Here is a 24,267-nt window from a genome sequence, read left to right on the forward strand (position 1 = left end):
ATCCTGCTAACGTGCGTTACCTGCTCCTGGCGGACATCCACGGCAACCTCCCCGCCCTGGAGGCGGTGCTGCGCCACGCGGAGGTGCGGGGGTTCGACCGGGTCCTATTCCTAGGGGACGCGGTCGGGTACTACCCGGACGGGGACGCGGTCCTCTCCCACCTGCGGGCCTTGGGGGCCGAGGGGGTGCTCGGCAACCACGACGCGTGGCTCCTCACCCTGGACGCGCTGCAAGGCGGGGGGTACGTCTTCGAGATCCTGCGCTGGCAGCGCGCGCGGCTTTCCCCCGAGAACCGCGCGTACCTCGCCGCGCTCCCCTGGGCCCTCCGGCCGGAAGGCGCGGACTGGGTGGCGGTGCACGGCAGCCCGTGCGACCCCCTGGTGTACGTGGACGAGCTCGAGGCTGCCCGCGAAGCGTTCGCGTGCACCCCGGCCCGCTGGGTGTTCCACGGGCACACCCACCTCGCCGGAGCCTTCCTTGCGCTGGACGGCCCCAAGGGGCCGTGGGTGCGCTACCAGGCCTTCACCGAGGCGGAGCAGGAGCTGGTGGTAGCCCCCAAGGCCCGCGCGCTCGTGAACCCCGGCTCGGTGGGGCAGCCCCGGGACGGGGTGCCCCTCGCGGGGTACGCGATCTGGGACACGGACGCCGCGTGCGTGGAGGCCTACCGGGTGCCGTTCGACCTGGAGCGGGTGCGCGCCCGCCTGGCGGCGGCGGGGTTCCCCGAGGGGTTGTATGAGCGGTTACGGTTGGGACGGTGAACTCCTCGGGCACGAGGAGGTCCGCGCGCGGCTGCCCACCTTCCGCGCGCAGAGCTTCCTCTTCACCGGACCGGAAGGCGTGGGCCGCCGGCAGGTCGCCCGCTGGTTCGCGTACGGCCTGAACTGCCAGGAGGGGTTCCCGCCCTGCGGGCGCTGCGCCTCGTGCCGCCTCGAGCCGCACCCCGACTACCTCGAGATCCGCCCGGAAACCGAGACCAAAACCGGCCGCAAGGCGCGCCGCGCCGTGATCCGCCTCGAGCAGATCGTGCCGCGCGCGGAGGAGGACCGGGAGAGCCTGGTGGGGTGGCTCGAGACCCGGCCCCGGTTCCGCGCCAAGATCGCGGTGATCGACGGGGCGCACCACCTCGGAGAGAGCGCGGCGAACGCGCTGTTGAAACTCCTGGAGGAACCCCCCGGGTACGCGCGGCTCATCCTGATCGCCCCGAGCCGCGAGCTCGTGCTGCCCACCCTGGCCTCGCGGACCCTCGAGGTGCGCTTCGGGCCGGTCGATGAGGCGACCCTTTCCCGGTTCACGCAGGACCCCGCGCTTTTGGCCTATGCTGAGGGAGCGCCGGGGCGGCTCGTGGCGGCCCTCGCCGACCCCGGGGGGCTCGAGCGCATGCGGGCAGCGGTGGACCGGTTGTTGGAGGCGCTCGAGCGGCCGGCGGAGGCCCTGGAGGCCGCGCTCGAGGTGCGCGCGGTCGCGGAAGGGCCGTTTGCGCCCTGGGCCTACTGGGCCTGGCGGCTTTCCGAGTGGCCGCCCGCCGCGCGCGCGGAGGCCCTCGAGGTCCTGGCGGAGCTGCAGGAGGCGCTCGAGGCGTACGTCAGCGAGGAGCTGGCCTATGCGTGGGCCGTCCTGGAGCTGAGGAGGATTCATGCAGCGATGCGTCGGGGTACGCTTGAATAACGGGTCGCACAACCCGAAGCTGTACGACTGCGCGTTTGAGGGGGACCCGCCCCCGGTCGGGTGCTGGGTGGTGGTGCGCACCCCGCGCGGGCTCGAGCTGGGCAAGGTGCGTTCCGAACCGCGCGAGGCGAACAAACCGTACGGGGAGGTGGTGCGCCTCGCGCGCGCGGATGACCACGAGCGCGCCGCGGTGTTGAAGGAGCGGGCGGAGGAGCTCAAGTGGTGGCTCAAGGCCCGCATGCGCCGCGAGGGGGTGGGCGTGAAGGTCCTGGGCTGCAGCTACACCCTGGATGGGGGGCACGTGGTGGTGCATTACGCGGCGGAGTCGCGGGTGGACCTGCGGCGGTTCGTGGGGGAGATCGCGCGCCGTTCCGGGGCGCGGGTGGAGTTCGCCGCGATGGGGCCGCGGGATCAGACCGCGTACCTGGGCACGCTGGGGGCGTGCGGGATGGAGAGCTGCTGCAGCACCTGGCTGCAGGAGTTCGCGCCGGTCACGATCCGCATGGCGCGGGACCAGCAGCTTCCCTTGAACCCGGAGAAGATCTCCGGGCCGTGCGGACGGCTCCTTTGCTGCTTACAGTACGAGCACGCGATGTACAAGGAGCTCCTCGCGGACCTGCCCAAGAAGAACGCTCGGGTGTGCAGCAAGGACGGAGTGTGCGGCAAGGTGCAGAAACTCAACCCCCTCGCGGGCACGGTGGACGTCCTGACCCAGGAGGGCGCGGTCGTGACCGTGCCGAAGGAGGAGCTTGAGCGCGAATGACCGCCCGGGTGGTCGAGGCGGCCCTCGCGGGCTTTCGGGTGAACCGGCAGGGAACGGAGGCCCAACTCCTCTTCGCGGACGGTAGCTGGTGGCACCTGCGCAGCGACGGGTTCGCCCGGTGGCACCAGGCCGCGGGGAGTGGGGAGGCCGCACGCCTTGCGGATCGGGTGGCGCGGTTCGAGATCACGCGGCGGCGGTGCGTGGTCTGGTTTGGGGACGGGAGCGTCCTCGAGGTGCGCGTTGCGGGGCGCCGCTGGGTCGCGGCGCCCCGGGAAGGGTGAGCTTACTTCTCGTAGGGCTTCCCGATCGCCGCGGGCGGACGGGCCCGGCCGATGAACCCGGCGAGGACCAGCATCGTGACCACGAAGGGGAAGGCCTGGATCAACGCGCCCGGCAGGATGTTCGCGCTGCCCAGCTGGATCGCCAGGGCGTCCGCGAACCCGAAGAGGAGCGTGGCCCCCAGGATCCCCAGGGGGTGCCATTTCCCGAAGATCATCGCCGCGAGCGCGATGAACCCCTTACCCGCGGACATGTTGCGGATGAACTGGTTCAGGAACCCTACCGAGAGGTACGCGCCCGCGAGGCCCGCGAGCACCCCCGAGAGGATGACCGCGGCGTACCGCATGCGGTAGACGTTCACCCCCATCGAGTCCGCGGCTTCGGGGTGCTCCCCCACGGAGCGCAGCCGGAGTCCCCAGGGGGTGCGGAACAGGACGTACCACGTGACCGGCACGAGCAAAAAGGCCAGGTACACGAGCGGGCTGAACTGGAACGCCCCCACCCCCCAGGTGGGCAGGCGGTTCACCACCTCCTGTGAGCTCGTGGTGTTCCCGTACAGGTAGGAGAGGATGATCGAGGGCAGGCCGAAAGCGAGCAGGTTGATCGCGGTGCCGCTGATGATCTGGTCGGCCTTGTAGCGGATCGAGATTACCGCGTGCACCCAGCCCACAAGCCCGCCCACAACCGCACCGATCAGCACCCCCACCCAGGGGATCCACCACACCCGGCTGTTCGGGTCCGCCGCGAGGTACGGGGCTTCCAAAAGCTGGGTGCTGACCGCGGCGGCGAGCGCGCCGAAGAGGATGATGCCCTCGAGGGCGATGTTCACGACGCCGCTCCGCTCGCTGAACATTCCGCCCAGCGCGGTGAGGAGGAGCGGTGCGGTGGAGCGCAGCGTCGCGGCGAACAATGCGATCAGGAAAGCTTCCATCACACCACCTCTTTCCCGGCCTGCTCCTCTTTAGCCGCGAGCAGCGGATCCACGAAGTACCGCGGGAGGAAGCCGCCAGCAGCGATGAAGAGCACGATCAGGGCCTGGAGGATCGTGACCAGTTCCCGGCTGATGCCCAGCTGCAGGTTGAGTTGCAGGCCACCCGTGAGCAGCACGCCGAACAACAGCGCCGAGAGGAAGACCCCAAGGGGCGTGTTCTGGCCGAGCAAGGCCACCGCGATCCCGTCGAACCCCACGTTGGTGGGCAGGGACTGCTTCAGGCGGTACTCGTCGATCCCCCCGCCGAGCACGTAGTGCGTCGCGGCCAGGCCCGCGAGCGCCCCCGAGATCGCCATGGCGAGCACGGTCTTGCGGGCGATGTTCACCCCACCGTACTCCGCGGCCTTGGGCGCGAGGCCTACCGCGCGGAGCTCGTACCCGCCCTTGGTGCGCCACATGAAGTAGTTGTAGAACCCGACCGCGAACAGCGCGATCAGGAAAGCTCCGTTCAGGCGCACGGAGGCGAGGGAAGGGGAGACCTCCATGGGGATACCCGGCAGATACCCCCCCACCAGGTACCCCAGCACCCCCGCGCCCAGTGCGGCGAGGAGCCGGTGGCCGAGCTCGAGCCGCCGCAGGAGGAGGTAGGCCAGAAGGCCCAGGACGCCCGCGAGGGGCAGGGCGAGGGAGAGGTGGCCGGGCCCCGCCCCGTCAAAGCCCAGGAGGTGGAGCATCATGGGGATGCGGGCCTCCTCCTGGATCTCGTAGCTGCGCGCCTCGTACCCGGGGTACTTGAAGGGGAGGTGCACGGTGTACCCGAAGAAGGTGTACTCGTTCGCGGAGATCAGGAAGAGGAAGATCGAGGCCGCGACGAAGTTCATCATGATGGTGTTGATGACCTCGTGGGCCCCGAAGCGAGCCTTGAGCCACCCGGGGATTGCGCCCCAAAGCGCGCCGCCCGCCGCGGCCGCGGCGATGGCGAGGGGCAGGACGATCACGCGTGGGCCGGGCAGGTACACGCCCACCAGCATCGCGGCGATCGCGCCCATCGTGAGCTGTCCGGGCGCCCCGATGTTGAACAGGCCGGCCTTGAACCCGAAGGCGACCGCGAGGCCGGTGAAGATGAGCGGCGTGGCGAGGAGCAGGCTCTGGAAGATCCCCGAGAGGGAGAGGACGGGCCCGAAGAGGAGCTGGAAGGTGTAGGTTACGGTGTCCAGCTTGATCGTGAGGTACGCGAGCCGGCCGGCCCCTTCGGGGGCCGGTACGTCCTTGAGGAGCCAGACCACGCCTGCGCCCGCGAGGACCGCGAGGAACATGGAGACGAGCGGGACGACCACCCCGCGCCAGCGCACCAAAAACGCCCGGCCGCCTGGGAGCTGCAACCGGCCCGCGAGGATGAGGGCCAGGCTGTAGAAGAACCCCGCGTACGCGCCGAGCGAGAGGGTGTAGCGCTTTAGGGGCAGTCGCCGGGGGGAGACGCCCTCGGCGAGGGCGGTGTTGTTCACCGCCCAGACCGCCTGGTAGAACAGGTACGCCTCCACGAGGAACGCGGCGAGCCCCACCCCCCCCAGGAGGTACAGGCCGCGCGCCCGCTGGCGGGGCGTGCCCACGAAGCTCAGCAGCGCCGCCGCGGTGGCCAACACCACCCAGAAGACGAAGAACGGCCCTAGCCAGCCCAGCTCGGGCAGGGTGCTCGCGCGGCCGGTCAGGTCGATCACGGACCAGGGCGTGACGAGCACGCCCTTGCCGCCAAAGGCCCGGTTCGCGACGACCCACGGGGCCACCGCGAGCAACGCGATGAATCCTAGGCTGGCGAGCGGCAACCAAAGGCGGTTCAGGAAGAGTCCAGGAGATCCCTTGCTCATAGCAGACGCGGTTCCTTATGTGTGATTCCAGCCCCCGTCCCCTTTGTGGGAACGCAAGGCTCACGCCCTCGATTGTACCCCAGGCGTCCGTTTACGGCACGCGGGATGGTAGACTCTGGGCTTGATGCCGAACTCCGAGACGCCCAAGGCCCAGGCTGTACAACAGATGTTCAGCGAGATCGCGCCGCGCTACGACCTGCTGAACCGCGTGCTCTCGCTCGGTGTGGATCAGCGCTGGCGCAGCGTCGCCGCGACCCTCGCCCTCGAGCCCGCCCCCACGCGGGTGCTGGACGTCGCGACCGGGACTGGGGACCTGGCCCTCTTGATGAAGCGCCTGCGCCCCGAGGCCGAGGTGATCGGGCTGGATTTCGCCGCGCCGATGCTCGAGCGCGCCCGGGAGAAGGCCGCCCAGCTTGAGCTCCCCGTGACCTTCATCGAGGGAGACGCGCTGGCCATGCCGTTCCCCGACGCGAGCTTCGAGGCCCTCACCGTGGCCTTCGGGTTCCGTAACTTCGCAGACTACGCCCAGGGCCTCGAGGAGTTCTACCGGGTCCTTACCCCCGGGGGACGCGCGGTGATCCTCGAGTTCCCCCCGCCCCCCGCCGGGCTGCTCGGGCGCGGGTACCGGCTGTACTTCGAGCGGGTCCTGCCCCGCATCGGCGGGCTGATCTCCGGAAAGCCCGAAGCGTACCGGTACCTGCCCGCTTCGGTTGCGCGCTTCCCCAAGCCCGAAGCCCTCGCCGCGATGATGCGTGAGGCGGGGTTTAGGGTGCGGTACCGCCTACTCACCGGCGGAATCGCCGCGGTCTTCGTGGGGGACAAGCCGTATGCTTGAGGTCAACCCGTACCGGGAGCTGGTGGAGGCCCTCGAGCTGGGCCCGAACCGCGAGGCCCTTCAGGAGCGGTACGGCCTGGCCTTGGATTACGCGCGTGAGGCGGTGCAGGGCCGGGTGTACGAGAACGAGGCGGTGCGGCTCGTGCACGGGCCCCGGGGGCTGTTTTACGAGCTGAAGGCCGTTCCGGAGGTTTCGTACGCGCGTTTCGGCGTCACCGCGGGGGAGTTTGTGGACGCTCGGGAGGTGCAGGGGTTCGTGTGGTACGCCCTCACCCTCGCCGAGGCGGGGGAGGCCGAGGTCCTGGTGATTTACGGTCCGAACTACCTCGAGGACGACGAGGACCTCTTCATGGCCTACACCCTGGACGGCGAGCGGTACTACCGCGGCGAGCCGCGCCAGGCCGAGCCGCTCTTCGTGCGGCTCGAGGCCCGCACGGGCGCGGAGGTGCTGGTGCGGGCGGCGGAGGGGTACCTGCGCTTCACCCTGGACCGGGGGGTGCCGGTGCTGGGGGGCGTGCACGAGTAGAATCGGAGGCGTGGAGTACGACGTTCTGATCGTCGGCGCGGGATTCAGCGGGGCCGAGGCCGCGTACGCCCTCGCGCGGCGCGGGGCGCGCGTGGGCCTCATGACGCAGAGCCTGGACACGGTGTACCTGCCCTTCACGCCGGTGCCCGGCCCGGCACCCGAAGGGACCCTCCTCGCCGAGATCTGGGAGGCGGGGATCGCGCCTTGGGAGCTGCACCGAAAGGCCAAGTACGCCCTCGAGGCCGAGCGCAACCTCCACCTCTTCCAGTCCTCAGCGACCCGCCTCCTCGTGGAGGCGGGGCGCGTGGTGGGGGTCGCGACCTGGGAGGGGCCGCGCCGTCTGGCTGAGAAGACCGTGCTGGCCGTGGGCAGCTTCCTGGATCCCAAGCTGTACGTAGGGATGGTGGTGGAGGCGGCCGGGCGGCTGGCCGAGGCGGCCTATCCTGACCTGTACGAGGACTTGGTGCGGCACGGGTTCACCTTCGTCACCCGCGAGGAGGCGGTGGCGGCCCAGGAGGGCCAGCCCGCCTACCGCGTGGCCTACGCGGCCTTCGCGCCGGGCGAGTGGCGGCGGGAGGACTTCCGCCTGGTGCGCCTGGAGGGCCTGTACGGCGTGGGGCTTTGCGTGCTGGGGCGCGGCACCTACGCCGAGATGGCCCTAGAGGGCCGGCGGCTCGGGGAGGCGCTCGAGTAACGCCAGGATCTTCCGGTCGAGCTTCGACAAGGGGCGCGCGTGGGGGTCCTCCCCGGCTTGGGCGGTCCGAGCGTACCACACCGCGACGGTGAGCTTCTTGTGCGTAAACGCGTGCCGCACCGTCCCGACCCGCCGCGCCGCGCGCACCCCGTACCGCGCCTGGAGGCGCTCGAGGGCGGCCTCTCCCTCGGCCAGGGGGAACCCCCAAAGCCCCCCGAGGCTCTTCCCGTCGCGCCGCTCGAGGACGTACCCCGCGCGGCCCGCGAGGACGAGGGCCGCGGCCGGAACGCTCCGGGCGGTGCGGGGTTTCGGGGCGGGGTAGCGCTCGGGGGTCGCGCGGCCCCGGCACCAGCGGGCCGCGGGGCAGGCCGCGCACCGGGGGGCGCGCGGCGTGCAGACCGTCGCGCCGAGCTCCATGAGGGCCTGGTTCCACTCCCCGGCCGCCTCGCGCGCCAGCAGGGCCTGGGCCGTTTCCCTAAGCCACGCCGGGCGAGGCTCGGGAACGGCGAAGAGCCGCGCCAGCACCCGGCGGACGTTGCCGTCCACCGCGGCGACCGGCTCGCCGAACGCGATCGAGGCCACCGCGGCCGCGGTGTACGGCCCCACGCCGGGCAGGGCCAACAACTCCCGGTAGGTGCGGGGCAGGCCGTGCGGCGTGGCCTCGGCGAGGCGCTTGAGGTTTCGGGCGCGCGCGTAGTACCCGGCGCCCTCCCAGGCCTTCAGCACCGCCTCCTCCGGGGCCTCGGCCAGGGCTTGGAGGGTGGGGAAGGCCTCGAGGAACCGGTGGTAGTAGGGGATCGCCTGCTCCACGCGGGTCTGCTGCAAGAGCACCTCCGAGAGCAGGATGCGGTAAGGGTCGGTCTCGCCCCGCCAGGGCAAGGCCCGCCGGTGCGCGCGGTACCAGGCGAGGACCGCGTCTTGAAACGGGCGCAATTCGCGCAGCATAGCGCCTCCGTTAACGGCTCCCGAGGAGCCGTTGGTGCTCCGCGAGCGTGCAGCGGTCCTGCACCACCCGGATGCCGTGCGCGGTCAGCGCCGCGGCGACCGCGTCGTTGCGGATGCCGAGCTGGAACCACACCACCCGCGGCCGGGGGTGCATCGCGAGCAGGTCCGGGAGGTGCGCCGGCAGGGCCTCGCTCCGGCGGAACACGTTCACGATATCCACGGGCTCCTCGAGCGCCTCGAGCGCGGGGCGCACCACCTCGCCCCACAGGACGCGCCCCGCGTACACGGGGTTCACCGGCAGGACGCGGTACCCTTGCCGGTGCAGGTACGCGGGCACGTAATGCGCGGGTTTTTCCGGGCGGACGTGCGCCCCCAGCACCGCGATGGTGCGGGCCGTTTCGAGCACGGCCTTGATCTCCTCGTCCGTGCGGAGCTCGTGCATGCCCTTACCCTACCGGACTGAACCGCTCAGGCGCCGCTTGCTGATAGGCCCGCCAGGCCTCCGGGCCGAACGCGCGGCCCTCGCGCTCGAGCCACAACAGGAACGGCACCAGGTGCGAGCGCGCGGTGCGCAGCTCGGTGTAGAAGATCTCCGCGACGAGCCCGACCTCCGCGAGGAACCCGCTCGTGTGAAAGGCGCGCAGGGCCGCCTCGCGGTCGTAGGGGAGGTAGCGGTGCTCGAACCGCACCGCCTCGGACGTGATCTCGAGGAGGAGGTACTGCGCCCGGGGGTCGGCGTTGAACGGCGCGCCGACCGCGCCGGTGTTGAGGACGAGCGTGCCGCCGTGCTCCAGGACGAAGGGCTTGTGCGTGTGCGAGCCCACGAGGACGCGGGCCGGGTAGGCGCGCGTGATCTCGGCGAGGGCGGCCTCGTTCAGGTGGGGGCCGTACCCCTCGCGGTAGTGGCGCGGCGAGCCGTGGTGGACGCGGAGGCCGAGCGTCTCGAGCTCCACCCCGAACGGAAGGGTTTGGATCCACTCCAGGTGCGCCGCTTCTAGCTGCGCGGCCGTCCAGGCGAGGGAAGGGGCGAGCGGGTGGTCCGCGGCGAGCGCGGGGTCGCGCTGGGCCCAGCGGCGCACCAGGTCGTCGTGGTTCCCTAGCGTGAACCGGAAGGGGGCCTCCCACACCCGCTCGAGGACCGCGCGGTTCATGGGGCCCCGGTGGATCAGGTCCCCGTTCACCACCACGAGGTCCGGCCGGACGGCCTCGAGGTCCTCGAGGACCGCCTCGAGGGCGGGCAGGTTCCCGTGAATGTCGGCGAGGACCGCGAGGCGCACGACTCACTCCGTCCGGTAGTCCAGGGGGCGCAGGTAGAACTCGTGGATCGCGGTGGTGCTCACCAAGGCCACCGTGGGCAGGGCGCGTTTCCAGTGCGTGCGGTTCACGCGTTGCTTTACGAGCGCGATCTCCTCGGGGGTGTACCCCAGCCGGCGGATGTACGCGTCCGGGTACCCTTTGAGGTAGTGCTCGAGGATCACGTCCGCCCGGCGGTACTGCACCCCCAGGTCGGCCTCGTCCGTCTGGCCGGGGATGAGGTCCGCGGTGGGGGGTTTCTCCACCACCACCTCCGGCACCCCGAGGTACCGCGCGAGCGCCCAGACCTGGGTCTTGTACAGGTCGCCCAGGGGGTTGACGGGCGGGGTGTCGTCCGCGTTCCAGGTGAAGTACCCGAACAACCGCTCGGTCTTGTTCCCGGTGCCGAGGGGCAGGGCGTGGTACGCCATGGACTTGTCGAACAGGACGATCATGCGGCAACGGGCCATCACGTTCCCCTTGCGGTGCGGGGTCAGGTCCGGGGTCTGGGCCGCGTACCCCTCCACCATCGGGGTGATGTCCACCACCTCGAGGGCCACCCCGAAGGTCTGGGCGACGAGCCGGGCGTGCTCGAGGGACTCGGGGCGCGAGTCACGGTGGGGCAGGGCGAGGGCGTGCACGTTCTCGGGGCCGAGGGCGCGCACGGCGAGGGCCAGGGTGGTGGCGGAGTCCACGCCGCCCGAGACGGCGACCACGGCCTTGGTGTACCCGCGCCAGGCGAGTTCCTCGCGGATGAACCGCGTGAGGTAGTCCGCCACGAGCGGGTAGTTCAGCTCGAGGACCTCGCCTTGGGGGGGCTTGCGGATGATCTTCATAGCGCCTCCACGATCCGCTTCAACTCGGGGAAGACCAGGGGCAGGCCCGACTTGAGGTCGGCGAGGAGGGGGTTGTCGTAGCGCACGGGGGGGATGCGCTCGAGGTCGATCTCGGTGAGGAGCAGCGCCTCCTCGAACAGGGGGGCTTCGGCGAGCAGGCCGCCCTCGGGGCCCGCGACGACGCTGCCGCCGGAGAGCATCTTGCCGCCCTCCGCGCCGACGAGGGAGGCGAGCACCACGTACAGGCCGTGCTCCGCGGCGACGGCCGCAGCGAGCGCCTTCCAGCGCGCGACGTTCGCGGGTTCCTTCCCGGTGAACCCCCGCGCGGGGCTCGCGGAGGGCACGTAGATCACCTCCGCTCCGTCGAGGGCAGCGATCGTGGCGGTGATCGAGTGCCAAAAATCCTCGCAGATCAGGACCGCGGCGCGGCCGAACCGGGTGTCGAAGGCCCGCACGTCGTGCCCACGGGCGAGGAAGCGCTCCTCGTCGAAAACCCCGTAGGTGGGCAGGAAGACCTTGCGGTGCACGTGCAGGATCCCCCGCCCGCCGAGCTCGAGGTAAGCCGCGCTGTTGTAGTACTCCCCCCCGTCCCGCTCGTAGAACCCGATCACCAGGTCGAGGGGGTCCTTCCAGACCTCGGCGTGCAGCTCGGCGAGGGCTTCGTGGAGCTCCTCCTGGGTCAGGGCGAGCTCGCGCACCCCGCCTTGCAGGAAGTACCCGGTGGGGTAGGCTTCGGGCAGCACCACCACCTCGGGCCGCTCGGGCTTCAGGGCCAACAGGGCCTCCTTGAGGTGGGCCAGGTTTTGCTTAATGTGGCCTTTCTCCGGCCGGAGTTGCAGTACGGCGTGGCGTATCATCCGGTCTTAGTCTACGCGCTCGGGCGGGCTGGGCGGGGTGGGGGCGAGCACCCGAACCAGCCAGTCCGTGACGAAGGCCGCCACCCGCTCGTCCTCGAGGTCCAGCAAAAGGTCATGCCCGCTTTCGGGGAAGCGCACGTGCTCCTTGTGCGTGCTGCCGAGCAGGGCGTGGTAGCGCCGCACCGCCCGAGCGGGTACGACACGGTCGTGCCCGGCCTCCACCACGAGCGCCGCGCACCAGACCTCTGCCAGGCGGGCGGGCGTGGCCCGGGCGAGCTCGAGGAGCTCGACGAAGGCGCGGGTGGGGAAGTACGGGTAGTTAGGGTTGCGGCGCTTACGTTCGGGGTCCCGGATCGAGTCCGGGCCGGGGAAGCGCGGGATGAGCGGGGCGAGGTAGGGCGCGAGGGGCGCGAGGGGGTTCGCGAAACCCAGCGCGGGCGCGAGGGCCACGAGGGCCCGGGCCTCGCCCTCTGCCGCGATCCAGGCTGCGAGCAACCCCCCCATGCTCAGCCCCACGACCGCGCGGGGTTCGGGCAGCGTCGCGTACGCCGCCCGGGCGTCCTCGAGCCAGTCCTCCCAGCGCACTCCCGCGAGGTCCTCGGGGCGCGTGCCGTGTCCTCTTAGGGCGGGCTGGGCGACGGTGAACCCCGCGGCGCGAAGCCGCTCGGGTAGGGGGCCCATGGTGCGCTCGGGGTGCGAGGTGAAGCCGTGCAGTACGAGTACGCCGGGCATACGCTCATTATGCCGTAGGGGTTGGGGAAGCCGGAGGCGCGTGTTTAGAATAAAAGGAAAGTATGCCAGGGGTATAGCTCGCGGGAGGGAGCGTGTTCAAGGGTAACGTATCGGATTTCCCACTGGGAACGCTGGTGCAGACGCTGTGCGCGGCGGGGCGGAGCGGGGTGCTGGTGGTCCGGCCCCCATGGTTCGAGGGGCGCGTCCGCCTCGCCGGCGGCCGAGTGGTGCACGCGGTTGTCGAGGCGCGGGAAGGCATGCCGGCCCTGGCCCTGCTGGCCGGCTTGAAGCGCGCGCCCTTCGAGTTCCTCGTCCAGGAGGAGCCCGACGGGAGGACGACGATCGAGACCACGACCGAGCTCCTGCTGACTCACCTGCTCGAGGCCACCGCCCGCTGGGAGGCGCTCAAGCACATCCCCGAGGACTGGGGGGAGGTGCTCCGGCTCCGGGACGGGAACGGTCAGCAGCAGCTCCGACCGGAGGACGTCCAGGTGCTGAGCCTCGCCGAGGGCCAGAGCGTGTGGCGGGTGCTCGTGCACGGCGAGGTCCCGCCCCTCGAGGTCGCGGTCTCCCTCGACCGGCTGATCGCCTCGGGGGTGCTGCGGTCCGTGCCGCCCCTGGCTTTCGAGGCGCAGCGGCTGGTCGCGTTGCCGTTGTACGGACCGGAGCGGGGGGTGGCGTACGTGGATGAGGCCCTGTACAACGAGTGGGCCCGCGCCCTCAAGCGGGGGTTCGGGGTACGGGTGCGCACCCCGAAGGGCGTGGAGGCCACCTTCGCCCTCAAGGCGCGCGCTGGAATCCCGCAGCGTATCATGCTGAATGACAAGGACCTCCGTCAGCTCCGGCTCGGGCGGGGGGTGGAGCTCGAGGTATGGCCTGAGGTGTTGTAGCGCGACGTATTCGCACGCGGGAGGTATGCATGACCTTTATGGACCTGGTGGGGTTAATCACCCGGTGGGTGTTCGGTAGGGAAGCCTTAGCGGTCTTCCTCTTGGTCGGCCTGTACATGAGCTGGCGCACGGGGTTCGTGCAGTTCACCCGTTTCGGGGTGGTGCTGCGCGAGACATTGGGCGCCGTGCGCGAGCGCGCCCTCGGCTTCGGGGGGGAGATCACCCCCTTCCAAGCCACGATGGTCGCGATGGGCGCGACGGTCGGGGTGGGGAACATTCTCGGGGTGACCGTCGCGATCCTCGCGGGTGGGCCCGGCGCGATCCTCTGGATGTGGGTCGCAGCCCTCGTGGGGATGGCCACCAAGTTCGCCGAAGCCACCCTCGCGGTGCACTTCCGCCAGCAGTTCGCGGACGGTTCCGTCTCCGGCGGGCCGTTCTACTACATCGCGCGGGGTCTGGGCCTGCCCTGGCTGGGCGGGATCGTCGCGATCTTCGTGGCGCTGGCGGCGTTCGGCGCGGGAAACCTCGCCCAGACCAGCGCGGTGGCGGGCAGCCTCGAGCAGGCCTTCAGCGTGCCCACCGCGATCACCAGCCTCTCGGTCGCCTTGATCGTCGCGGTCGTGCTGGGCGGGGGCATTAAGCGCGTGGCGCGGTTCGCGCAGGCCGCGATCCCCCTCATGATCCTGCTCTACGTGGTCTTGGCCCTCGGGGTGATCGTGCTGAACGCGGACGCCCTCCCCCAGGTCCTCGCGCAGATCTTCCAGAGCGCGCTGGGCGTTGAGGCCGCCGCCGGGGGGATCGGCGGGTACGCGCTGATACAGGTGGTGCAGGCCGGCGTGGGGCGCGGGATCTTCTCAAACGAGGCCGGGCTGGGTTCGGCCGCGATCGCGCACGCGCAGGCCCAGGTGGACCACCCGGTACGCCAGGGGTTCTGGGGCGTGGTCGAGGTCTTTCTGGACACGATCGTGATCAACACCCTGACCGCCCTCGCCATCCTCTCCGCGGGGGTGTGGCGGGAAGGCTCGGGCGCCTCCGCCGTCGCGGTCGCGACCTTCTCGACCTTCCCGGCCGGCGACGTCCTGTTTGCCCTGGCGGTAGCCTTGTTCGCCTTCACCACGATCGTGTCCTGGGGGTTTTATGGGGAGGAGGCCGCCTCCTTCCTCTTCGGGGACGGGATCCGGTGGCCGTACCGCCTGACCTTCATCACCCTCGCCTTCGTGGGCGGCCTCGGGGGTTTCGAGGCCTTCCTCGCGGTTTCGGACATGCTGATCGGCCTGATGGCCATCCCTAACCTGATCGCGCTGATCGCACTGGGCGGCCTCGTGGCGCGACTCGTGCGCGGCTTCTTCCAGGGCGAGCCGTGGACGCCCCCACGGGATGCGTGAAGCCCGCCTACAATAGTAGGCATGGTTGGGTTGCACATCGGTCTGGGATACACGGTTTTGCTCATCGGTCTGCTGGTCGGGGCGTACCTCCTCACGCAGCGGGAGACGCCCCGCTGGGCTCGAGGCCTCGCGGGCCTGTACGACCTGCTGATCCTTTTGGGGGTCCTCGCGTACTTCGCGCTGCCGCCCGTGGCGCGCCCGCCCCTCACGCACCCCTTCGTTGCGGTGCTCGCCGCGATCGGGGTGCACCTGGGGACGCGCCGGGACGCCCGCACCGCCGGGGTGAGCTACCTCGCGGCCACCCTCCTCATCTTCTTGTTCCGGCCCGCATGAACCGGGTGGTGGTCGGCATCAGCGGCGCCTCCGGCGTCCCGTACGCCGCGGACCTGCTCGAGACCCTCCGGCGGATCGAGGGGGTGGAGACGCACCTCGTCCTCACCCAAGGGGCCAAGCGCGTGATCGCCGAGGAGCTAGGAGCCAGCCCGAAGCAGCTCACCGCCCTCGCGGACGTGGTGCACGACGACCGCGACGTCGGCGCGCCGATCGCTTCGGGCTCCTTCCCCACGCGGGGCATGGTGGTGATTCCCTGCAGCGCCACCACGCTCGCTAAGGTCGCGCACGGCCTCGCGGACAACCTCCTGACCCGCGCGGCCTACGTGCACCTCAAGGAACGCCGCCCCCTCATCCTCGTGCCGCGCGAGGCGCCCCTCCCCCTCCCGAGCCTGCGCGCCATGGTCCAGGCCGCCGAGGCCGGCGCGGTGATCCTGCCCGCGAGCCCCGGCTTTTACCACAAGCCCCAGACGATCCCGGACCTCCTGGGCTTCATCACGCAGCGGGTCCTGGACCTCTTGGGCCTCGAGTACCCGAGGAGCCCCCGGTGGAAAGAGGCGTGATCGCGCACTCGGTCTCGGTGCTGCTCCCCGCGGCGGGTCAGGGCACCCGGCTCGGCCGGGGGCCCAAGGCCCTCGTCCGGGTGGGCGGGAAAACCCTGCTGGACTGGGCCCTCGAGGCCTTCGCCTGGGCGGACGAGGTGCTCGTCGCGCTGCCGCCCGGCCTCGAGCCTCCCGCCAGGGGCGCGAAGGTGCGGTTCCTCCCGGGGGGGCGCACGCGCCAGGAGAGCGTGTACACCCTCCTCACGGCCGCGGAGGGCGGGTACGTGCTGGTGCACGACGTGGCCCGGCCCTTCGTGGTACGGGCGGTGGTGGACCGCGTGCTCGCCGCCGCGCGGCGCGAGGGAGCCGCCGCGCCCGCGGTGCGCGTGCCCGACACCCTGATCGAGGACGAGCGCGGGCATTACGGGCCGGCGCGCGACCGCGAACGCCACCGGCTCGTGCAGACCCCCCAAGGGTTCTTCCGCGCGGTGCTCCTCGAGGCGCACGAGTGGGCCCGCGCCAAGGGCGTCCAGGCCACGGACGACGCGCAGCTCGTGCTGGGCCTCGGGTACCCCGTGGCCCTCGTGGAGGGGGACCGGCGCATGTTCAAGATCACCTACCCCGAGGACCTGCTCCTCGCGGAAGGACTCGCGGCGGTATGGAGACCCTAGCCCACGCCAAGGTCAACCTGGGGCTCAGCGTCCTTGGCCGCCGGCCGGACGGGTACCACGAGCTGCACACCCTCTTCGCCACGGTCAGCGTCGCGGACCGGGTCGCCCTCGAGCCCCGCCCCGACGGCATCCGCCTCGAGGTGCGCGGCCGGTCCCTCCCCACGGGCTCTGCGAACCTCGCCTACCGCGCGGCCCAGGCCTACCTCGAGGCCGCCGGGCACCCGGGCGGCGTGCGGATCGTGCTGGAAAAACACCTCCCGATCGCGGCGGGGCTTGGGGGCGGCTCGGCGGACGCCGCGGCGGTGCTCCGGGGCCTTGCGGCGCTGTACCCGGCGGGGGTGGCCCTCGAGCCAATCGCGCGCGCGCTCGGCGCGGACGTGCCCTTCCTCCTCCGGGGCGGGCTCGCCGAGGGGCGCGGGGTGGGGGAGCGGCTTGTGTGGCTCGAGCCCTTGGAGGCGCACCTCGTCCTCGTGAACCCCGGGGTGCCGGTGGCCGCGGCGGAGGCGTACCGTCACCTGCGGCCGGAGGAGTGGGGGGAGGCCCTACCGGTCGCGGCGGTGCGGGCGGCGCTTCTGGCTGGGGAGGCGCCCCCGTACTTCAACAGCCTCGAGGCCCCCGTCTTCCGGCGCTACCCGGAGGTGGCCCGCTTGAAGGCCGCGCTTGTACGGCGGGGCTTGCGGGGCGTGTTGATGAGCGGCTCGGGCTCGACGGTCTTCGGATTGGCCCGGGACGCGGAGGAGGCCCGGTGGTTCGCGGCGCGGCTCGAGGCGGACTTCCCAGGGTTCTGGGTGCGCGCGGCGCGGCTTGTGGTGCCCAGCCCGTAACGGAGCCGCGCGCTCTTTTCGCTGTAGGGGGCGTGGCGTATACTCGTAGCGTCACCGGGGGTGCTCCCCTAGGGGGGCTGAGAAGGCCGACCGGCCTAACCCTTGGAACCTGAACCGGGTAATGCCGGCGTAGGGAAGGTGACGGCGCCTTCCCCTTCCGGTGACGGAAAGGGGGTATTATGCTGCGAACCCTACTGCTCGCACTCACGCTCTTCCTGGGTACGGCCTTTGCGACCGAACTCACCGTACTCACCCACTCGAGCTTCAGCCTGGACGAGGCCCTGATCCAGCAGTTCCAGGAGGAAACCGGGATTCAGGTGCGCTTCATCGAGGGCGGCGACGCGGGCGAGACCCTCAACAAAGCGATCCTCTCCAAGGGCGCCCCGATCGCCGACGTGATCTACGGGTTCGACAACACCTTCCTCTCCCGCGCCTTGGAGGCGGGCATCCTCGAGCCGTACGTCTCCCCGGAGATCCGGAACCTCAAGAGCGAGTTCCTCCTCGACCCCACCTTCCACGCCATCCCTACTGATTTCGGGTACGTGGCGCTGAACTACGATAAGGCCGCGTTCGACGCGCTGCCCTTACCCCAGCGCTTCGAGGACCTGACCCGCCCCGAGTACGCCTCTCGGCTCGTGGTGGAGAATCCCGCGACCTCCAGCCCGGGCCTCGCGTTCCTGATCGCGACCGTCGCCGCGTTCGGGGAGGACGGGTACCTGGATTTCTGGGCCGGCCTCCGCGACGGCGGCGTCAAGGTAGCCCAAGGCTGGAGCGAGGCGTACTTCAGCGCCTTCACCCCCTACGGCGGGGACCGCCCCCTCGTGGTGAGCTACACCACGAGCCCCGCGGCCGAGGTTTACTTCTCCGAAGGCCGGTACACCACGCCCCCCACCGGGAACCTGCTCCTCCCCAAGAGCAGCTTCCTGCAGGTGGAGTTCATCGGGATCCTCAAAGGCACCAAGAACCGCGAGGCCGCGGAGCGCTTCATCGACTGGTTCCTCTCCAAACCCGTGCAGGAGAACATCCCCACCGAGATGTTCGTCTACCCGGTGCGGCGCGACGCCGAGCTCCCCGAGTTCTTCCGCTGGGCAGACGTGCCCCTCGAGCCCGCGCGGGTGGACCCCGAGGTCATCGCGCAAAACCGCGAGCGCTGGATCCGCGAGTGGACCCAGGTGGTGCTTCGCGGCGCGAGCCCGGACGAGGTCGAGGCCGCCCGACGGTAGCGTGACGCGATGCCCCGCTGGACCCCGCACCTTCTGGCCCTCCCCGTCGCGCTGTTCCTACTCTTTGCGCTGGGGTGGCCCCTGGTGCGGGTCCTGCATCTAGGCACGGGCTACGGCCTGCAAACCGCCCTCCAGGACCCCTACTACTGGGGGCGGCTCGTCTGGAGCCTCGAGTACGGGCTTGGCTCGAGCCTCCTGGTCCTGCTGCTCGCCGTGCCGCTCGCGTACGCCTTCCGCTACGCCTTTCCCGGCCGGGACCTCCTCCTGGCCTTCGCGACCGTGCCGTTCGTGCTGCCCACGATCGTGGTGGCCATGGGGTTCCTGGCCCTGGTCGGGCCCCGGGGCGTGCTCGGGGTGGACCTTTCCGGCACCCCCTGGGCGTTGTACTGGGGCGCGGTGTTCTACAACCTGGGCCTGGTCCTGCGCATGCTCGTGGGGGTCCTCGCGCGGGTGGGGGAGGGGCTGGAGGCGGCCGCGCGGGTCCTGGGCGCGGGGGCCGTGCGGGCCTTCCTCCGGGCGAGCCTGCCCCTCCTCGCGGGGGCGATGCTCGCGGGGGGCGGCCTGACCTTCGTGTACACCTTCGCGAGCTTCGGGCTGCCCCTCCTCCTGGGCGGGCCCCGGTACGCCACCCTCGAGGTGGAGATCTACACCCTTCTCGCCTACCAGCTGGCCTTCTCCGAGGCTGCGGCGTTGATCCTGCTTCAGCTCGCGGTCACGGCCCTGGTGAGCCTGGGGTACCTGTGGGCCCAGGAGCGGCTCGCGGTGGATTTCCGCGCGGTGCGGGCCGCGCGACCCTTGAGTGGCTGGAAGCGCTGGGGCGTGGCAAGTGTGGTCTGGGTGTTCTTCCTCGCGCTGTACGCCCCGATGCTCGCCCTCCTCGCGAAGAGTTTCGTGGAGCCGGAGGGGCTAGGGTTCGGGAACTACCTGCGTCTGCTCGAGCCGAAGGCCGGCCTGTTCGTGCCGTCGCTCGGCCTCGCCCTCGGAAACACCCTGCGCTGGGCGGCCCTCGCGCTGCTTGTGGTGCTGCCCGTGGGGTTCCTCTACGCTTACGCGGTGTGGAAAGGCGCCCGCTGGCTGGACCTGGTGGGGTTCGTGCCCCTACTCGTGAGCCCCGTCAGCCTAGGGGTGGGGTACCTCCTCGCGTACCCGGAGCTGCGCGGCTCGGTCGCGCTGCTCGTGACGGCCTACGCCCTCCTCGCCTACCCTCTCCTCGCGCGCGCCCTACTGCCCGCGATGCGCGGGATTCCTCCCGGCCTGCTCGAGGCGGCCGCCACGCTCGGCGCGCGGCCCTGGCGGCGTTTCCTTAGGGTCGAGCTACCCCTGCTTCGGCCCGCGCTGGCCTCCGGCACGGCCCTCGCGCTCGCCGCGGTGGTGGGGGAGTTCGGCGCGACCCTCGTGCTCACGCGGCCCGAATGGGCCACGATGGTCGTCGCGATCTACGAACGGCTCGGCAAGCCCGGCGCGGCTAACTTCGGGGAGGCCCTTGCCCTTGCGGTGCTGCTCGCTCTGCTCTCCGCGGGGCTCTTCCTCCTCGTGGACCGCGGCCGGGGCCGGGTGGGGTGAAGCCGTGCTGACGCTGGAAGGGATCGAGAAACGCTACGACGACGGGTTCATGGTTCGGGTGGACCTCGAGGTGCGCCGTGGCGAGACCCTGGCGCTCCTCGGCCCCTCGGGGAGCGGCAAGACCACCGTGCTGCGCCTCATCGCGGGGCTGGAACGCCCCGACGCGGGCCGGGTCCTCCTCGCCAGCCGGGAGGTCACGCGCCTTCCCCCGGAACGCCGCGGCCTCGGGTTCGTCTTCCAGGACTACGCCCTCTTCCCGCACCTCTCGGTCCGGGACAACCTGGCCTTCGGCCTGGTGGAGCGCCGCTGGCCCCGGGAGCGCATCCAAGCACGGGTCGCGGCCCTGCTCGAGCTCGTCCACCTCGAGCCCCACGCCCACAAGCGCCCCCAACAGCTTTCCGGCGGGGAGCAGCAACGCGTGGCCCTCGCCCGCGCCCTCGCGCCCGAGCCCGAGGTGCTTTTGCTGGACGAACCCCTGGGCGCGCTGGACCAGCGGTTGCGGGAAGGGTTGCTCCTCGAGCTGCGCCGCCTCCTGCGCCACAGCCAGGTCACCGCGGTGGTGGTGACCCACGACCAGACCGAAGCCTTCGCGCTCGCGGACCGCGTCGCGGTGATGCGCGCGGGTCGCGTGGTGCAGCAGGGCACTCCGGAAGCGCTTTATAATCGACCCAAGGACACCTGGACGGCCCGGTTTCTGGGGCACAAGAACGTCCTCGAGCCCCGCGAGGCTCGCGCGGTGGGGCTCGAGCCGCGCCCGCACGTCCTGCTTCCGGGCGGGGTGGTGCTGGGGCGGGGCGACCGAAGGATGCGCGTGACCGAACGCCTGTTCCTGGGTGGACGGGTCGGGCTTTGGCTCGAGGACCGCGCGGTGCGCCTGTACTGGGAGGGCACGAACCCCGGCGTGCACGAAGGGGCGGAGGTGCGGGTGCAGGTGGTGCGCGAGCGGGCGGTGGAGGTGGCTCCGTGAGCTGGACCTGGGTGCTCCTCGGGGGGGAGCTCGAGGTGAACGCGCGCCTGAAGCGCGAAGCTCAGGCGGCCGAGCGCGTCATTGCGGCCGACGCCGGCATCCGGCACGCGGAAGCTTTGGGCGTGACGGTGGATTTGTGGGTGGGGGATTTCGACTCCGCTCCCCCCGCCCTCATGGCGCGGTACGCGCGCGTCCCCCGCGAGGCCTTCCCCCCGGATAAGGACAAGACCGACGGGGAGCTCGCGATCCTCGCCGCGCTAGCGCGCGGCGCGCGCCGCATCGTGCTCGCGGGCGCCCTGGGCGGGGAGATGGACCACGCCGCCGCGCACCTCCTGCTCGCCGTGCGCCTCGCGGAGGAGGGCGTGGCGGTACGCCTCACGCGCGGGCGCGAGGAGGCCTACCCCCTCGTGCCCGGCCGGCTGGCCCTCGAGCTCACCCCCGGCACGCGCTTGAGCGTCCTGCCCCTCACGGACCTCGAGGGCCTCACGATACGCGGGGCCCGCTGGCCGCTCGAGCGCGCCCGGGTCCCGTTCGCCTCCACCTGGGTTCTCCGCAACGAGGCCCGCGGAGCGGTGACGCTTGAGCTGACGCAGGGACGGGCCGTGGTCTTCGTTTACTCGTAGACCGGGTGGAAGGCGTCGAGGAATAAGCCGAGCCGCTGCCCAAGCCCCTCCTGCTCCTCCAGGATGGCCTCGAACGTCCCGGGGTCCATGGCGCGCGGCAGGCGCAACCACCCCAGGTAGTACCGGCCCGCAAGGCCCGGTTCCAGCAACCGCCGCCGCTCGCTCGGCGTGAGCAGCTGCTCGAACGCTTCCGGCGAGCTTAACAACGGCGGCGCGGCGGGGGGAAGGTGGTGCAGGAAGGCCTCGAGCGCCTCGGGGTTGGACCAAAACCCGTAGTGTAGCAGCTCGCTCAGCGTGTCTAGACGCTTGAGCAGCGCCGGCGTACCGTGCCCCTCTACGAGGCGCGCGGCCAAACGATTGCGCTCCAAGCGCAACCCAGCGTACCCGGCAAGGGAGAGGAGCGGCCTCCGCGGGAGCCCTAGCGCCCGGCGTAACCGGTAGGCCATCACGTAATCCTGGTACTCCCTGTAGGGGTCCACCCCCTTATTCTTGCCGGAGACCGGCGGATAAGATGATGGCATGGATACCAAAGGCTGGGTCCTCGAGGCGGTGCGGAAGCTGGGGTGGGCCACGGAGAAGGAGATCCAGCGCTACCTGGACGAGGAGGGCGAGCCCTTGAGCCGCAAGGAGCTACGCGACGCGCTGGACGCCCTCGCGGCCGAGGGGAAGCTCGAACAAAAAAACGACCTGTACCGGATCGCCGCCCTCCGCAAGGCGCGCGAAGCCTTCGAGCGCTTGTTCGAGGACCCCGAGTAAAGAATGTCGGGCAGCCCCTACCCTCGCCCGCGACGAAAGGGTAGGTAAAAGCGTATGCGACGCGCCTGGCTCCTTCTCTGGATCGCGGGCGGCGCGGCGGGATTGTGGTGGGCGGGGAACGGGACGGAACCCCCCACCGCGCCCGCCCCGGCCCCCGCGCAAGAACCCACCCCGCCCGTCATTCGAGTCAAGGCCGAGGCCCCCACCCCGCCCCCGGAGCGCGCGGCGGTGCTCGAGCCCGAACCCCTCCCACTCCGGGTGCGGCTCGAGGGGGTACCTCACGAGTACCAGCGCCTCAACAACTGCGGTCCGGCTACCTTGGGCATGCTCCTCAGTTACTGGGGCCTCCCGACCAACCAGTACGAGATCGCGCCAATCCTCAAGCCCTACGCGCCCGACCGGAACGTCAGCCCCCACGAACTCGCCGCGTACGCGCGCGCGCAAGGCTTCCAAGCGCACGTGGGCGTCGCGGGCACCCCGGACCTGCTGAAGCGCCTACTGGCGAAAGGGTACCCGGTCATCGCGCACACCTGGTTCGTGACCGAGGACGGCGGCATGGGGCATTACCGCCTCCTCTTCGGGTACGACGAAACAGCCGGGGTGTTCTACGCGCAGGACTCGTTCTACGGCCCGAACCAGCGGCTCGAGTACACGCGGTTCGTTGAGCACTGGCGGGTCTTTAACCACACCTACCTGGTGGTGTACCCTCCCGAGCGCCGGGCGGAGATCGAAGCGATTCTGGGGCCGTACCGGGACGCGGCGTGGATGTGGCGAAAAGCCCTGGAAACCGCTGAGCGGGAGGTGGCCGCGCGGCCGGAGGACGCCTTCGCGTGGTTCAACCTGGGCACTAGCGCCCTCGCGCTAGGGGACGCCGAACGCGCCGCGGAAGCCTACGACCGCGCCCGCGCCATCGGCCTGCCCGCGCGCATACTCTGGTACCAGTTCGGTCCCTTCGAGGCGTACTACCGCGTGGGGCGGTACACCGACGTGGGCAACCTGGTAGCGGAACAACTCGAGCGCGTACGGGACATCGAGGAATGGTACTACTGGCGGGGAAAGGCCCGCGTCGCGGTGGGTAACCTCACGGGGGCCCGGCAGGACTTCCAGACCGCCCTCGAGTACAACCCGGGATTCACAGCGGCTCGGGAGGCGCTCGAGCGCCTCCCGTAGCTCCGCCGCGTCGCGCGGGTTACTCGTCGTCGCTGCTGTCCTCCTCCTCGTCGTGGTTGTCGTCCCCGGCGTTGGTGCCGTGGTCGTCCTCGTCCTCGACCTCGCCGCTGCTCGGCCCGCGGTTCCGGCCGTGGTCGTCCTCCTCAACCTCCGCAGCGTCCTCCGTCTCCTCAGCGTGCTCGTTTTCCTCTTCAACCTCACCGCCACCCGGCCCGGGGTTGTGCTCGTGCTCCTCCTCGACCGCTTCGTGGCTCCGCTCGTGCTCCTCCTCGATTTCCTCCGCTTCCTCGGCTTCTACGGGAGCCTCGTCCCGCAGCTCGTCCAGCGCGTCCGCGAGCACCTCGACAACCCCAGGGTCCGTGATGACCTCCGACAAAGCCTGCGCGTGCGCGATCGCCGCGCGGTAGGCCTCGAGGAGGGCAGGGTCCTCGCTGGCTTCGTAAGCCTCGAGCAGGTTGCTCGCGTAGTACGCCCACAGCAAGGCTTGCGTGGCCGGGTCCGCCACGGACTGGATGAACTCCGGGGTCAGGTCGAACACGTACGAGCTCGGTAGATGCGCTGCGAGCTCGGCCCGAACCTCGGCCAGGGTGTCGCTCTCGTTCCCGTGCGCGTACCCGAGTACCGCTAGACTAGCCAGCGCTGCGATCAGCGTTTTCCGCATGTTCATCACCCCAGGAACCAGTGTGGGGTGCGTTCCTTAATCAGGCCTTAAGAGCCTAGGAGACAGGGGTTCGCGCTTTCAGGAACGAGAACGAGCCGTACCTGATGAAGCGGGGTTACTCGGGCGTGCGGTCGCGCTTGCGGGAGTCTTTGATCAGGCTGTACGCCAGGAAGCCAGCGGCGGTGAAGGCGAGCACGGCAAGCCCCACCCCCACCCAGACCAGTACCTTGAACACTCCGCGCTCCACCTCAGGGTCCGCGACCAGGTTCTGGGTTTGGGTGTGGCCCGCGAAGGCCCACCCGACGAACAAGGGGGTCCAATGCACGAGGCGCTTCATGCCGGTCCTTATCTTAACGCAGGTGTTTCGAGGCGGGGGTGAACGGGCGCGTGCAGTCCCCACCGCGCCGGAGGGTTGGGTGGTGCGGGGGCAGGCCCTCGGGA

Annotated in this window: 30 protein-coding genes and 1 riboswitch; of the genes, 19 read left to right on the plus strand and 11 right to left on the minus strand. The window is 70.9% G+C overall.

The window, feature by feature from the left end:
• Window positions 1-11 precede the first annotated feature (11 nt).
• From MARKY_RS01040 to MARKY_RS01055, 4 genes are read left to right on the plus strand one after another with little or no spacing between them, the layout of a single operon-like run.
• Window positions 12-758, plus strand: a complete 747-nt coding sequence (locus MARKY_RS01040; RefSeq protein ID WP_013703017.1) for a metallophosphoesterase family protein — start codon at window positions 12-14, stop codon at window positions 756-758.
• Window positions 733-1,665, plus strand: coding sequence for a DNA polymerase III subunit (locus tag MARKY_RS01045; protein WP_013703018.1), 933 nt, complete (start codon window positions 733-735; stop codon window positions 1,663-1,665). The genes MARKY_RS01040 and MARKY_RS01045 overlap by 26 nt, the downstream gene beginning before the upstream one ends.
• A complete protein-coding gene (locus MARKY_RS01050) occupies window positions 1,634-2,428 on the plus strand; it encodes a PSP1 domain-containing protein (protein ID WP_013703019.1) in 795 nt (264 codons plus the stop codon). Before MARKY_RS01045 ends, MARKY_RS01050 begins: the two co-directional genes overlap by 32 nt.
• A complete protein-coding gene (locus MARKY_RS01055) occupies window positions 2,425-2,709 on the plus strand; it encodes a hypothetical protein (protein ID WP_013703020.1) in 285 nt (94 codons plus the stop codon). Before MARKY_RS01050 ends, MARKY_RS01055 begins: the two co-directional genes overlap by 4 nt.
• A 2-nt stretch (window positions 2,710-2,711) precedes the next feature.
• Here the strand turns inward: MARKY_RS01055 and MARKY_RS01060 are convergent, their stop codons facing one another.
• Both MARKY_RS01060 and MARKY_RS01065 read right to left on the minus strand, forming a co-directional pair.
• Window positions 2,712-3,638, minus strand: a complete 927-nt coding sequence (locus tag MARKY_RS01060; protein WP_013703021.1) for an ABC transporter permease — start codon at window positions 3,636-3,638, stop codon at window positions 2,712-2,714.
• On the minus strand, window positions 3,638-5,503 hold the full coding sequence (locus tag MARKY_RS01065) for an ABC transporter permease (RefSeq protein WP_013703022.1): 1,866 nt from the start codon (window positions 5,501-5,503) through the stop codon (window positions 3,638-3,640). Before MARKY_RS01065 ends, MARKY_RS01060 begins: the two co-directional genes overlap by 1 nt.
• Before the next feature lie 124 nt (window positions 5,504-5,627).
• Here MARKY_RS01065 and ubiE point away from each other — a divergent pair, with 124 nt between their 5' ends.
• Genes ubiE through MARKY_RS01080 form a run of 3 tightly spaced genes read left to right on the plus strand, consistent with a single transcriptional unit; the run spans window position 5,628 to window position 7,558 of the window.
• Window positions 5,628-6,338 carry a bifunctional demethylmenaquinone methyltransferase/2-methoxy-6-polyprenyl-1,4-benzoquinol methylase UbiE gene (ubiE, locus tag MARKY_RS01070; protein ID WP_013703023.1) on the plus strand — a complete coding sequence of 237 codons (711 nt, stop codon included), beginning with the start codon at window positions 5,628-5,630 and terminating at the stop codon, window positions 6,336-6,338.
• Window positions 6,331-6,864 carry a hypothetical protein gene (locus MARKY_RS01075; RefSeq protein ID WP_013703024.1) on the plus strand — a complete coding sequence of 178 codons (534 nt, stop codon included), beginning with the start codon at window positions 6,331-6,333 and terminating at the stop codon, window positions 6,862-6,864. Before ubiE ends, MARKY_RS01075 begins: the two co-directional genes overlap by 8 nt.
• A 10-nt stretch (window positions 6,865-6,874) precedes the next feature.
• Window positions 6,875-7,558: an FAD-dependent oxidoreductase gene (locus MARKY_RS01080; RefSeq protein ID WP_013703025.1), complete on the plus strand. Its 684-nt coding sequence runs from the start codon at window positions 6,875-6,877 to the stop codon at window positions 7,556-7,558.
• On the opposite strand, the gene MARKY_RS01085 is transcribed toward MARKY_RS01080, so the two are convergent.
• The 6 genes from MARKY_RS01085 to MARKY_RS01110 are packed head-to-tail and all read right to left on the minus strand — an operon-like array spanning window position 7,523 to window position 12,221.
• Window positions 7,523-8,503 carry an A/G-specific adenine glycosylase gene (locus MARKY_RS01085; protein WP_013703026.1) on the minus strand — a complete coding sequence of 327 codons (981 nt, stop codon included), beginning with the start codon at window positions 8,501-8,503 and terminating at the stop codon, window positions 7,523-7,525. The genes MARKY_RS01080 and MARKY_RS01085 overlap by 36 nt on opposite strands.
• A 10-nt stretch (window positions 8,504-8,513) precedes the next feature.
• Window positions 8,514-8,945 (minus strand): CoA-binding protein, encoded by a 432-nt coding sequence (locus MARKY_RS01090; RefSeq protein ID WP_013703027.1) that lies wholly within the window; start codon window positions 8,943-8,945, stop codon window positions 8,514-8,516.
• Window positions 8,946-8,949: 4 nt separating this feature from the next.
• Window positions 8,950-9,780: a metallophosphoesterase family protein gene (locus MARKY_RS01095; protein WP_013703028.1), complete on the minus strand. Its 831-nt coding sequence runs from the start codon at window positions 9,778-9,780 to the stop codon at window positions 8,950-8,952.
• 3 nt (window positions 9,781-9,783) lie between these two features.
• Window positions 9,784-10,632, minus strand: coding sequence for an NAD+ synthase (locus tag MARKY_RS01100; RefSeq protein WP_013703029.1), 849 nt, complete (start codon window positions 10,630-10,632; stop codon window positions 9,784-9,786).
• A complete protein-coding gene (locus MARKY_RS01105; RefSeq protein ID WP_013703030.1) occupies window positions 10,629-11,489 on the minus strand; it encodes a nitrilase-related carbon-nitrogen hydrolase in 861 nt (286 codons plus the stop codon). The genes MARKY_RS01100 and MARKY_RS01105 overlap by 4 nt, the downstream gene beginning before the upstream one ends.
• A gap of 6 nt (window positions 11,490-11,495) precedes the next feature.
• Window positions 11,496-12,221 carry an alpha/beta hydrolase gene (locus tag MARKY_RS01110; RefSeq protein ID WP_013703031.1) on the minus strand — a complete coding sequence of 242 codons (726 nt, stop codon included), beginning with the start codon at window positions 12,219-12,221 and terminating at the stop codon, window positions 11,496-11,498.
• Window positions 12,222-12,313: 92 nt separating this feature from the next.
• Here MARKY_RS01110 and MARKY_RS01115 point away from each other — a divergent pair, with 92 nt between their 5' ends.
• The 10 genes from MARKY_RS01115 (at window position 12,314) to MARKY_RS01160 (ending at window position 21,239) form a co-directional block, all read left to right on the plus strand.
• On the plus strand, window positions 12,314-13,111 hold the full coding sequence (locus MARKY_RS01115; RefSeq protein ID WP_013703032.1) for a DUF4388 domain-containing protein: 798 nt from the start codon (window positions 12,314-12,316) through the stop codon (window positions 13,109-13,111).
• A 29-nt stretch (window positions 13,112-13,140) separates the two neighbouring features.
• On the plus strand, window positions 13,141-14,496 hold the full coding sequence (locus MARKY_RS01120) for an alanine/glycine:cation symporter family protein (protein WP_013703033.1): 1,356 nt from the start codon (window positions 13,141-13,143) through the stop codon (window positions 14,494-14,496).
• 21 nt (window positions 14,497-14,517) lie between these two features.
• A complete protein-coding gene (locus MARKY_RS01125; RefSeq protein ID WP_013703034.1) occupies window positions 14,518-14,829 on the plus strand; it encodes a hypothetical protein in 312 nt (103 codons plus the stop codon).
• Window positions 14,826-15,389, plus strand: a complete 564-nt coding sequence (locus MARKY_RS01130; RefSeq protein WP_013703035.1) for a UbiX family flavin prenyltransferase — start codon at window positions 14,826-14,828, stop codon at window positions 15,387-15,389. The genes MARKY_RS01125 and MARKY_RS01130 overlap by 4 nt, the downstream gene beginning before the upstream one ends.
• Entirely contained in the window at window positions 15,374-16,039 is a 666-nt protein-coding gene (gene ispD, locus MARKY_RS01135; protein ID WP_013703036.1) for a 2-C-methyl-D-erythritol 4-phosphate cytidylyltransferase, read from the plus strand. The genes MARKY_RS01130 and ispD overlap by 16 nt, the downstream gene beginning before the upstream one ends.
• Window positions 16,027-16,863 (plus strand): 4-(cytidine 5'-diphospho)-2-C-methyl-D-erythritol kinase, encoded by an 837-nt coding sequence (locus tag MARKY_RS01140; protein ID WP_013703037.1) that lies wholly within the window; start codon window positions 16,027-16,029, stop codon window positions 16,861-16,863. Before ispD ends, MARKY_RS01140 begins: the two co-directional genes overlap by 13 nt.
• Before the next feature lie 46 nt (window positions 16,864-16,909).
• Window positions 16,910-17,017: riboswitch (TPP riboswitch) on the plus strand.
• Window positions 17,018-17,042: 25 nt separating this feature from the next.
• Entirely contained in the window at window positions 17,043-18,086 is a 1,044-nt protein-coding gene (locus MARKY_RS01145) for a thiamine ABC transporter substrate-binding protein (protein ID WP_013703038.1), read from the plus strand.
• Between the two features lie 9 nt (window positions 18,087-18,095).
• Window positions 18,096-19,649 (plus strand): ABC transporter permease, encoded by a 1,554-nt coding sequence (locus MARKY_RS01150; protein WP_013703039.1) that lies wholly within the window; start codon window positions 18,096-18,098, stop codon window positions 19,647-19,649.
• A gap of 49 nt (window positions 19,650-19,698) precedes the next feature.
• Complete coding sequence (locus MARKY_RS01155; protein ID WP_052297188.1) at window positions 19,699-20,616, plus strand: ABC transporter ATP-binding protein; 918 nt, start codon at window positions 19,699-19,701, stop codon at window positions 20,614-20,616.
• Window positions 20,613-21,239 carry a thiamine diphosphokinase gene (locus MARKY_RS01160; protein WP_013703041.1) on the plus strand — a complete coding sequence of 209 codons (627 nt, stop codon included), beginning with the start codon at window positions 20,613-20,615 and terminating at the stop codon, window positions 21,237-21,239. The genes MARKY_RS01155 and MARKY_RS01160 overlap by 4 nt, the downstream gene beginning before the upstream one ends.
• Here the strand turns inward: MARKY_RS01160 and MARKY_RS01165 are convergent.
• On the minus strand, window positions 21,230-21,718 hold the full coding sequence (locus MARKY_RS01165; RefSeq protein WP_013703042.1) for a hypothetical protein: 489 nt from the start codon (window positions 21,716-21,718) through the stop codon (window positions 21,230-21,232). The genes MARKY_RS01160 and MARKY_RS01165 overlap by 10 nt on opposite strands.
• A gap of 40 nt (window positions 21,719-21,758) precedes the next feature.
• Between MARKY_RS01165 and MARKY_RS01170 the strand changes: the two genes are divergently transcribed.
• Together MARKY_RS01170 and MARKY_RS01175 are read left to right on the plus strand one after the other, a co-directional pair.
• Window positions 21,759-21,995 carry a hypothetical protein gene (locus tag MARKY_RS01170; protein ID WP_013703043.1) on the plus strand — a complete coding sequence of 79 codons (237 nt, stop codon included), beginning with the start codon at window positions 21,759-21,761 and terminating at the stop codon, window positions 21,993-21,995.
• Window positions 21,996-22,049: 54 nt separating this feature from the next.
• On the plus strand, window positions 22,050-23,165 hold the full coding sequence (locus MARKY_RS01175; protein ID WP_013703044.1) for a C39 family peptidase: 1,116 nt from the start codon (window positions 22,050-22,052) through the stop codon (window positions 23,163-23,165).
• A 19-nt stretch (window positions 23,166-23,184) separates the two neighbouring features.
• Here the strand turns inward: MARKY_RS01175 and MARKY_RS11355 are convergent, their stop codons facing one another.
• Window positions 23,185-23,826 carry a hypothetical protein gene (locus tag MARKY_RS11355; protein WP_148230386.1) on the minus strand — a complete coding sequence of 214 codons (642 nt, stop codon included), beginning with the start codon at window positions 23,824-23,826 and terminating at the stop codon, window positions 23,185-23,187.
• A 115-nt stretch (window positions 23,827-23,941) separates the two neighbouring features.
• Window positions 23,942-24,163, minus strand: coding sequence for a hypothetical protein (locus MARKY_RS01185; RefSeq protein ID WP_013703046.1), 222 nt, complete (start codon window positions 24,161-24,163; stop codon window positions 23,942-23,944).
• Between the last annotated feature and the right edge of the window lie 104 nt (window positions 24,164-24,267).

Origin of the sequence: Marinithermus hydrothermalis DSM 14884 (assembly GCF_000195335.1) — a bacterium.
Lineage (GTDB): Bacteria > Deinococcota > Deinococci > Deinococcales > Marinithermaceae > Marinithermus > Marinithermus hydrothermalis.

Coding starts and splice junctions, on each gene's coding strand:
- MARKY_RS01045 (WP_013703018.1), top strand. CDS start 733: ATGAGCGGTTACGGTTGGGACGGTGAACTCCTCGGGCACGAGGAGGTC.
- MARKY_RS01050 (WP_013703019.1), top strand. CDS start 1,634: ATGCAGCGATGCGTCGGGGTACGCTTGAATAACGGGTCGCACAACCCG.
- MARKY_RS01055 (WP_013703020.1), top strand. CDS start 2,425: ATGACCGCCCGGGTGGTCGAGGCGGCCCTCGCGGGCTTTCGGGTGAAC.
- MARKY_RS01060 (WP_013703021.1), bottom strand. CDS start 3,638: ATGGAAGCTTTCCTGATCGCATTGTTCGCCGCGACGCTGCGCTCCACC.
- MARKY_RS01065 (WP_013703022.1), bottom strand. CDS start 5,503: ATGAGCAAGGGATCTCCTGGACTCTTCCTGAACCGCCTTTGGTTGCCG.
- ubiE (WP_013703023.1), top strand. CDS start 5,628: ATGCCGAACTCCGAGACGCCCAAGGCCCAGGCTGTACAACAGATGTTC.
- MARKY_RS01075 (WP_013703024.1), top strand. CDS start 6,331: ATGCTTGAGGTCAACCCGTACCGGGAGCTGGTGGAGGCCCTCGAGCTG.
- MARKY_RS01085 (WP_013703026.1), bottom strand. CDS start 8,503: ATGCTGCGCGAATTGCGCCCGTTTCAAGACGCGGTCCTCGCCTGGTAC.
- MARKY_RS01090 (WP_013703027.1), bottom strand. CDS start 8,945: ATGCACGAGCTCCGCACGGACGAGGAGATCAAGGCCGTGCTCGAAACG.
- MARKY_RS01100 (WP_013703029.1), bottom strand. CDS start 10,632: ATGAAGATCATCCGCAAGCCCCCCCAAGGCGAGGTCCTCGAGCTGAAC.
- MARKY_RS01105 (WP_013703030.1), bottom strand. CDS start 11,489: ATGATACGCCACGCCGTACTGCAACTCCGGCCGGAGAAAGGCCACATT.
- MARKY_RS01110 (WP_013703031.1), bottom strand. CDS start 12,221: ATGCCCGGCGTACTCGTACTGCACGGCTTCACCTCGCACCCCGAGCGC.
- MARKY_RS01120 (WP_013703033.1), top strand. CDS start 13,141: ATGACCTTTATGGACCTGGTGGGGTTAATCACCCGGTGGGTGTTCGGT.
- MARKY_RS01125 (WP_013703034.1), top strand. CDS start 14,518: ATGGTTGGGTTGCACATCGGTCTGGGATACACGGTTTTGCTCATCGGT.
- MARKY_RS01130 (WP_013703035.1), top strand. CDS start 14,826: ATGAACCGGGTGGTGGTCGGCATCAGCGGCGCCTCCGGCGTCCCGTAC.
- MARKY_RS01140 (WP_013703037.1), top strand. CDS start 16,027: ATGGAGACCCTAGCCCACGCCAAGGTCAACCTGGGGCTCAGCGTCCTT.
- MARKY_RS01145 (WP_013703038.1), top strand. CDS start 17,043: ATGCTGCGAACCCTACTGCTCGCACTCACGCTCTTCCTGGGTACGGCC.
- MARKY_RS01150 (WP_013703039.1), top strand. CDS start 18,096: ATGCCCCGCTGGACCCCGCACCTTCTGGCCCTCCCCGTCGCGCTGTTC.
- MARKY_RS01155 (WP_052297188.1), top strand. CDS start 19,699: ATGGTTCGGGTGGACCTCGAGGTGCGCCGTGGCGAGACCCTGGCGCTC.
- MARKY_RS01170 (WP_013703043.1), top strand. CDS start 21,759: ATGGATACCAAAGGCTGGGTCCTCGAGGCGGTGCGGAAGCTGGGGTGG.
- MARKY_RS01175 (WP_013703044.1), top strand. CDS start 22,050: ATGCGACGCGCCTGGCTCCTTCTCTGGATCGCGGGCGGCGCGGCGGGA.
- MARKY_RS11355 (WP_148230386.1), bottom strand. CDS start 23,826: ATGCGGAAAACGCTGATCGCAGCGCTGGCTAGTCTAGCGGTACTCGGG.
- MARKY_RS01185 (WP_013703046.1), bottom strand. CDS start 24,163: ATGAAGCGCCTCGTGCATTGGACCCCCTTGTTCGTCGGGTGGGCCTTC.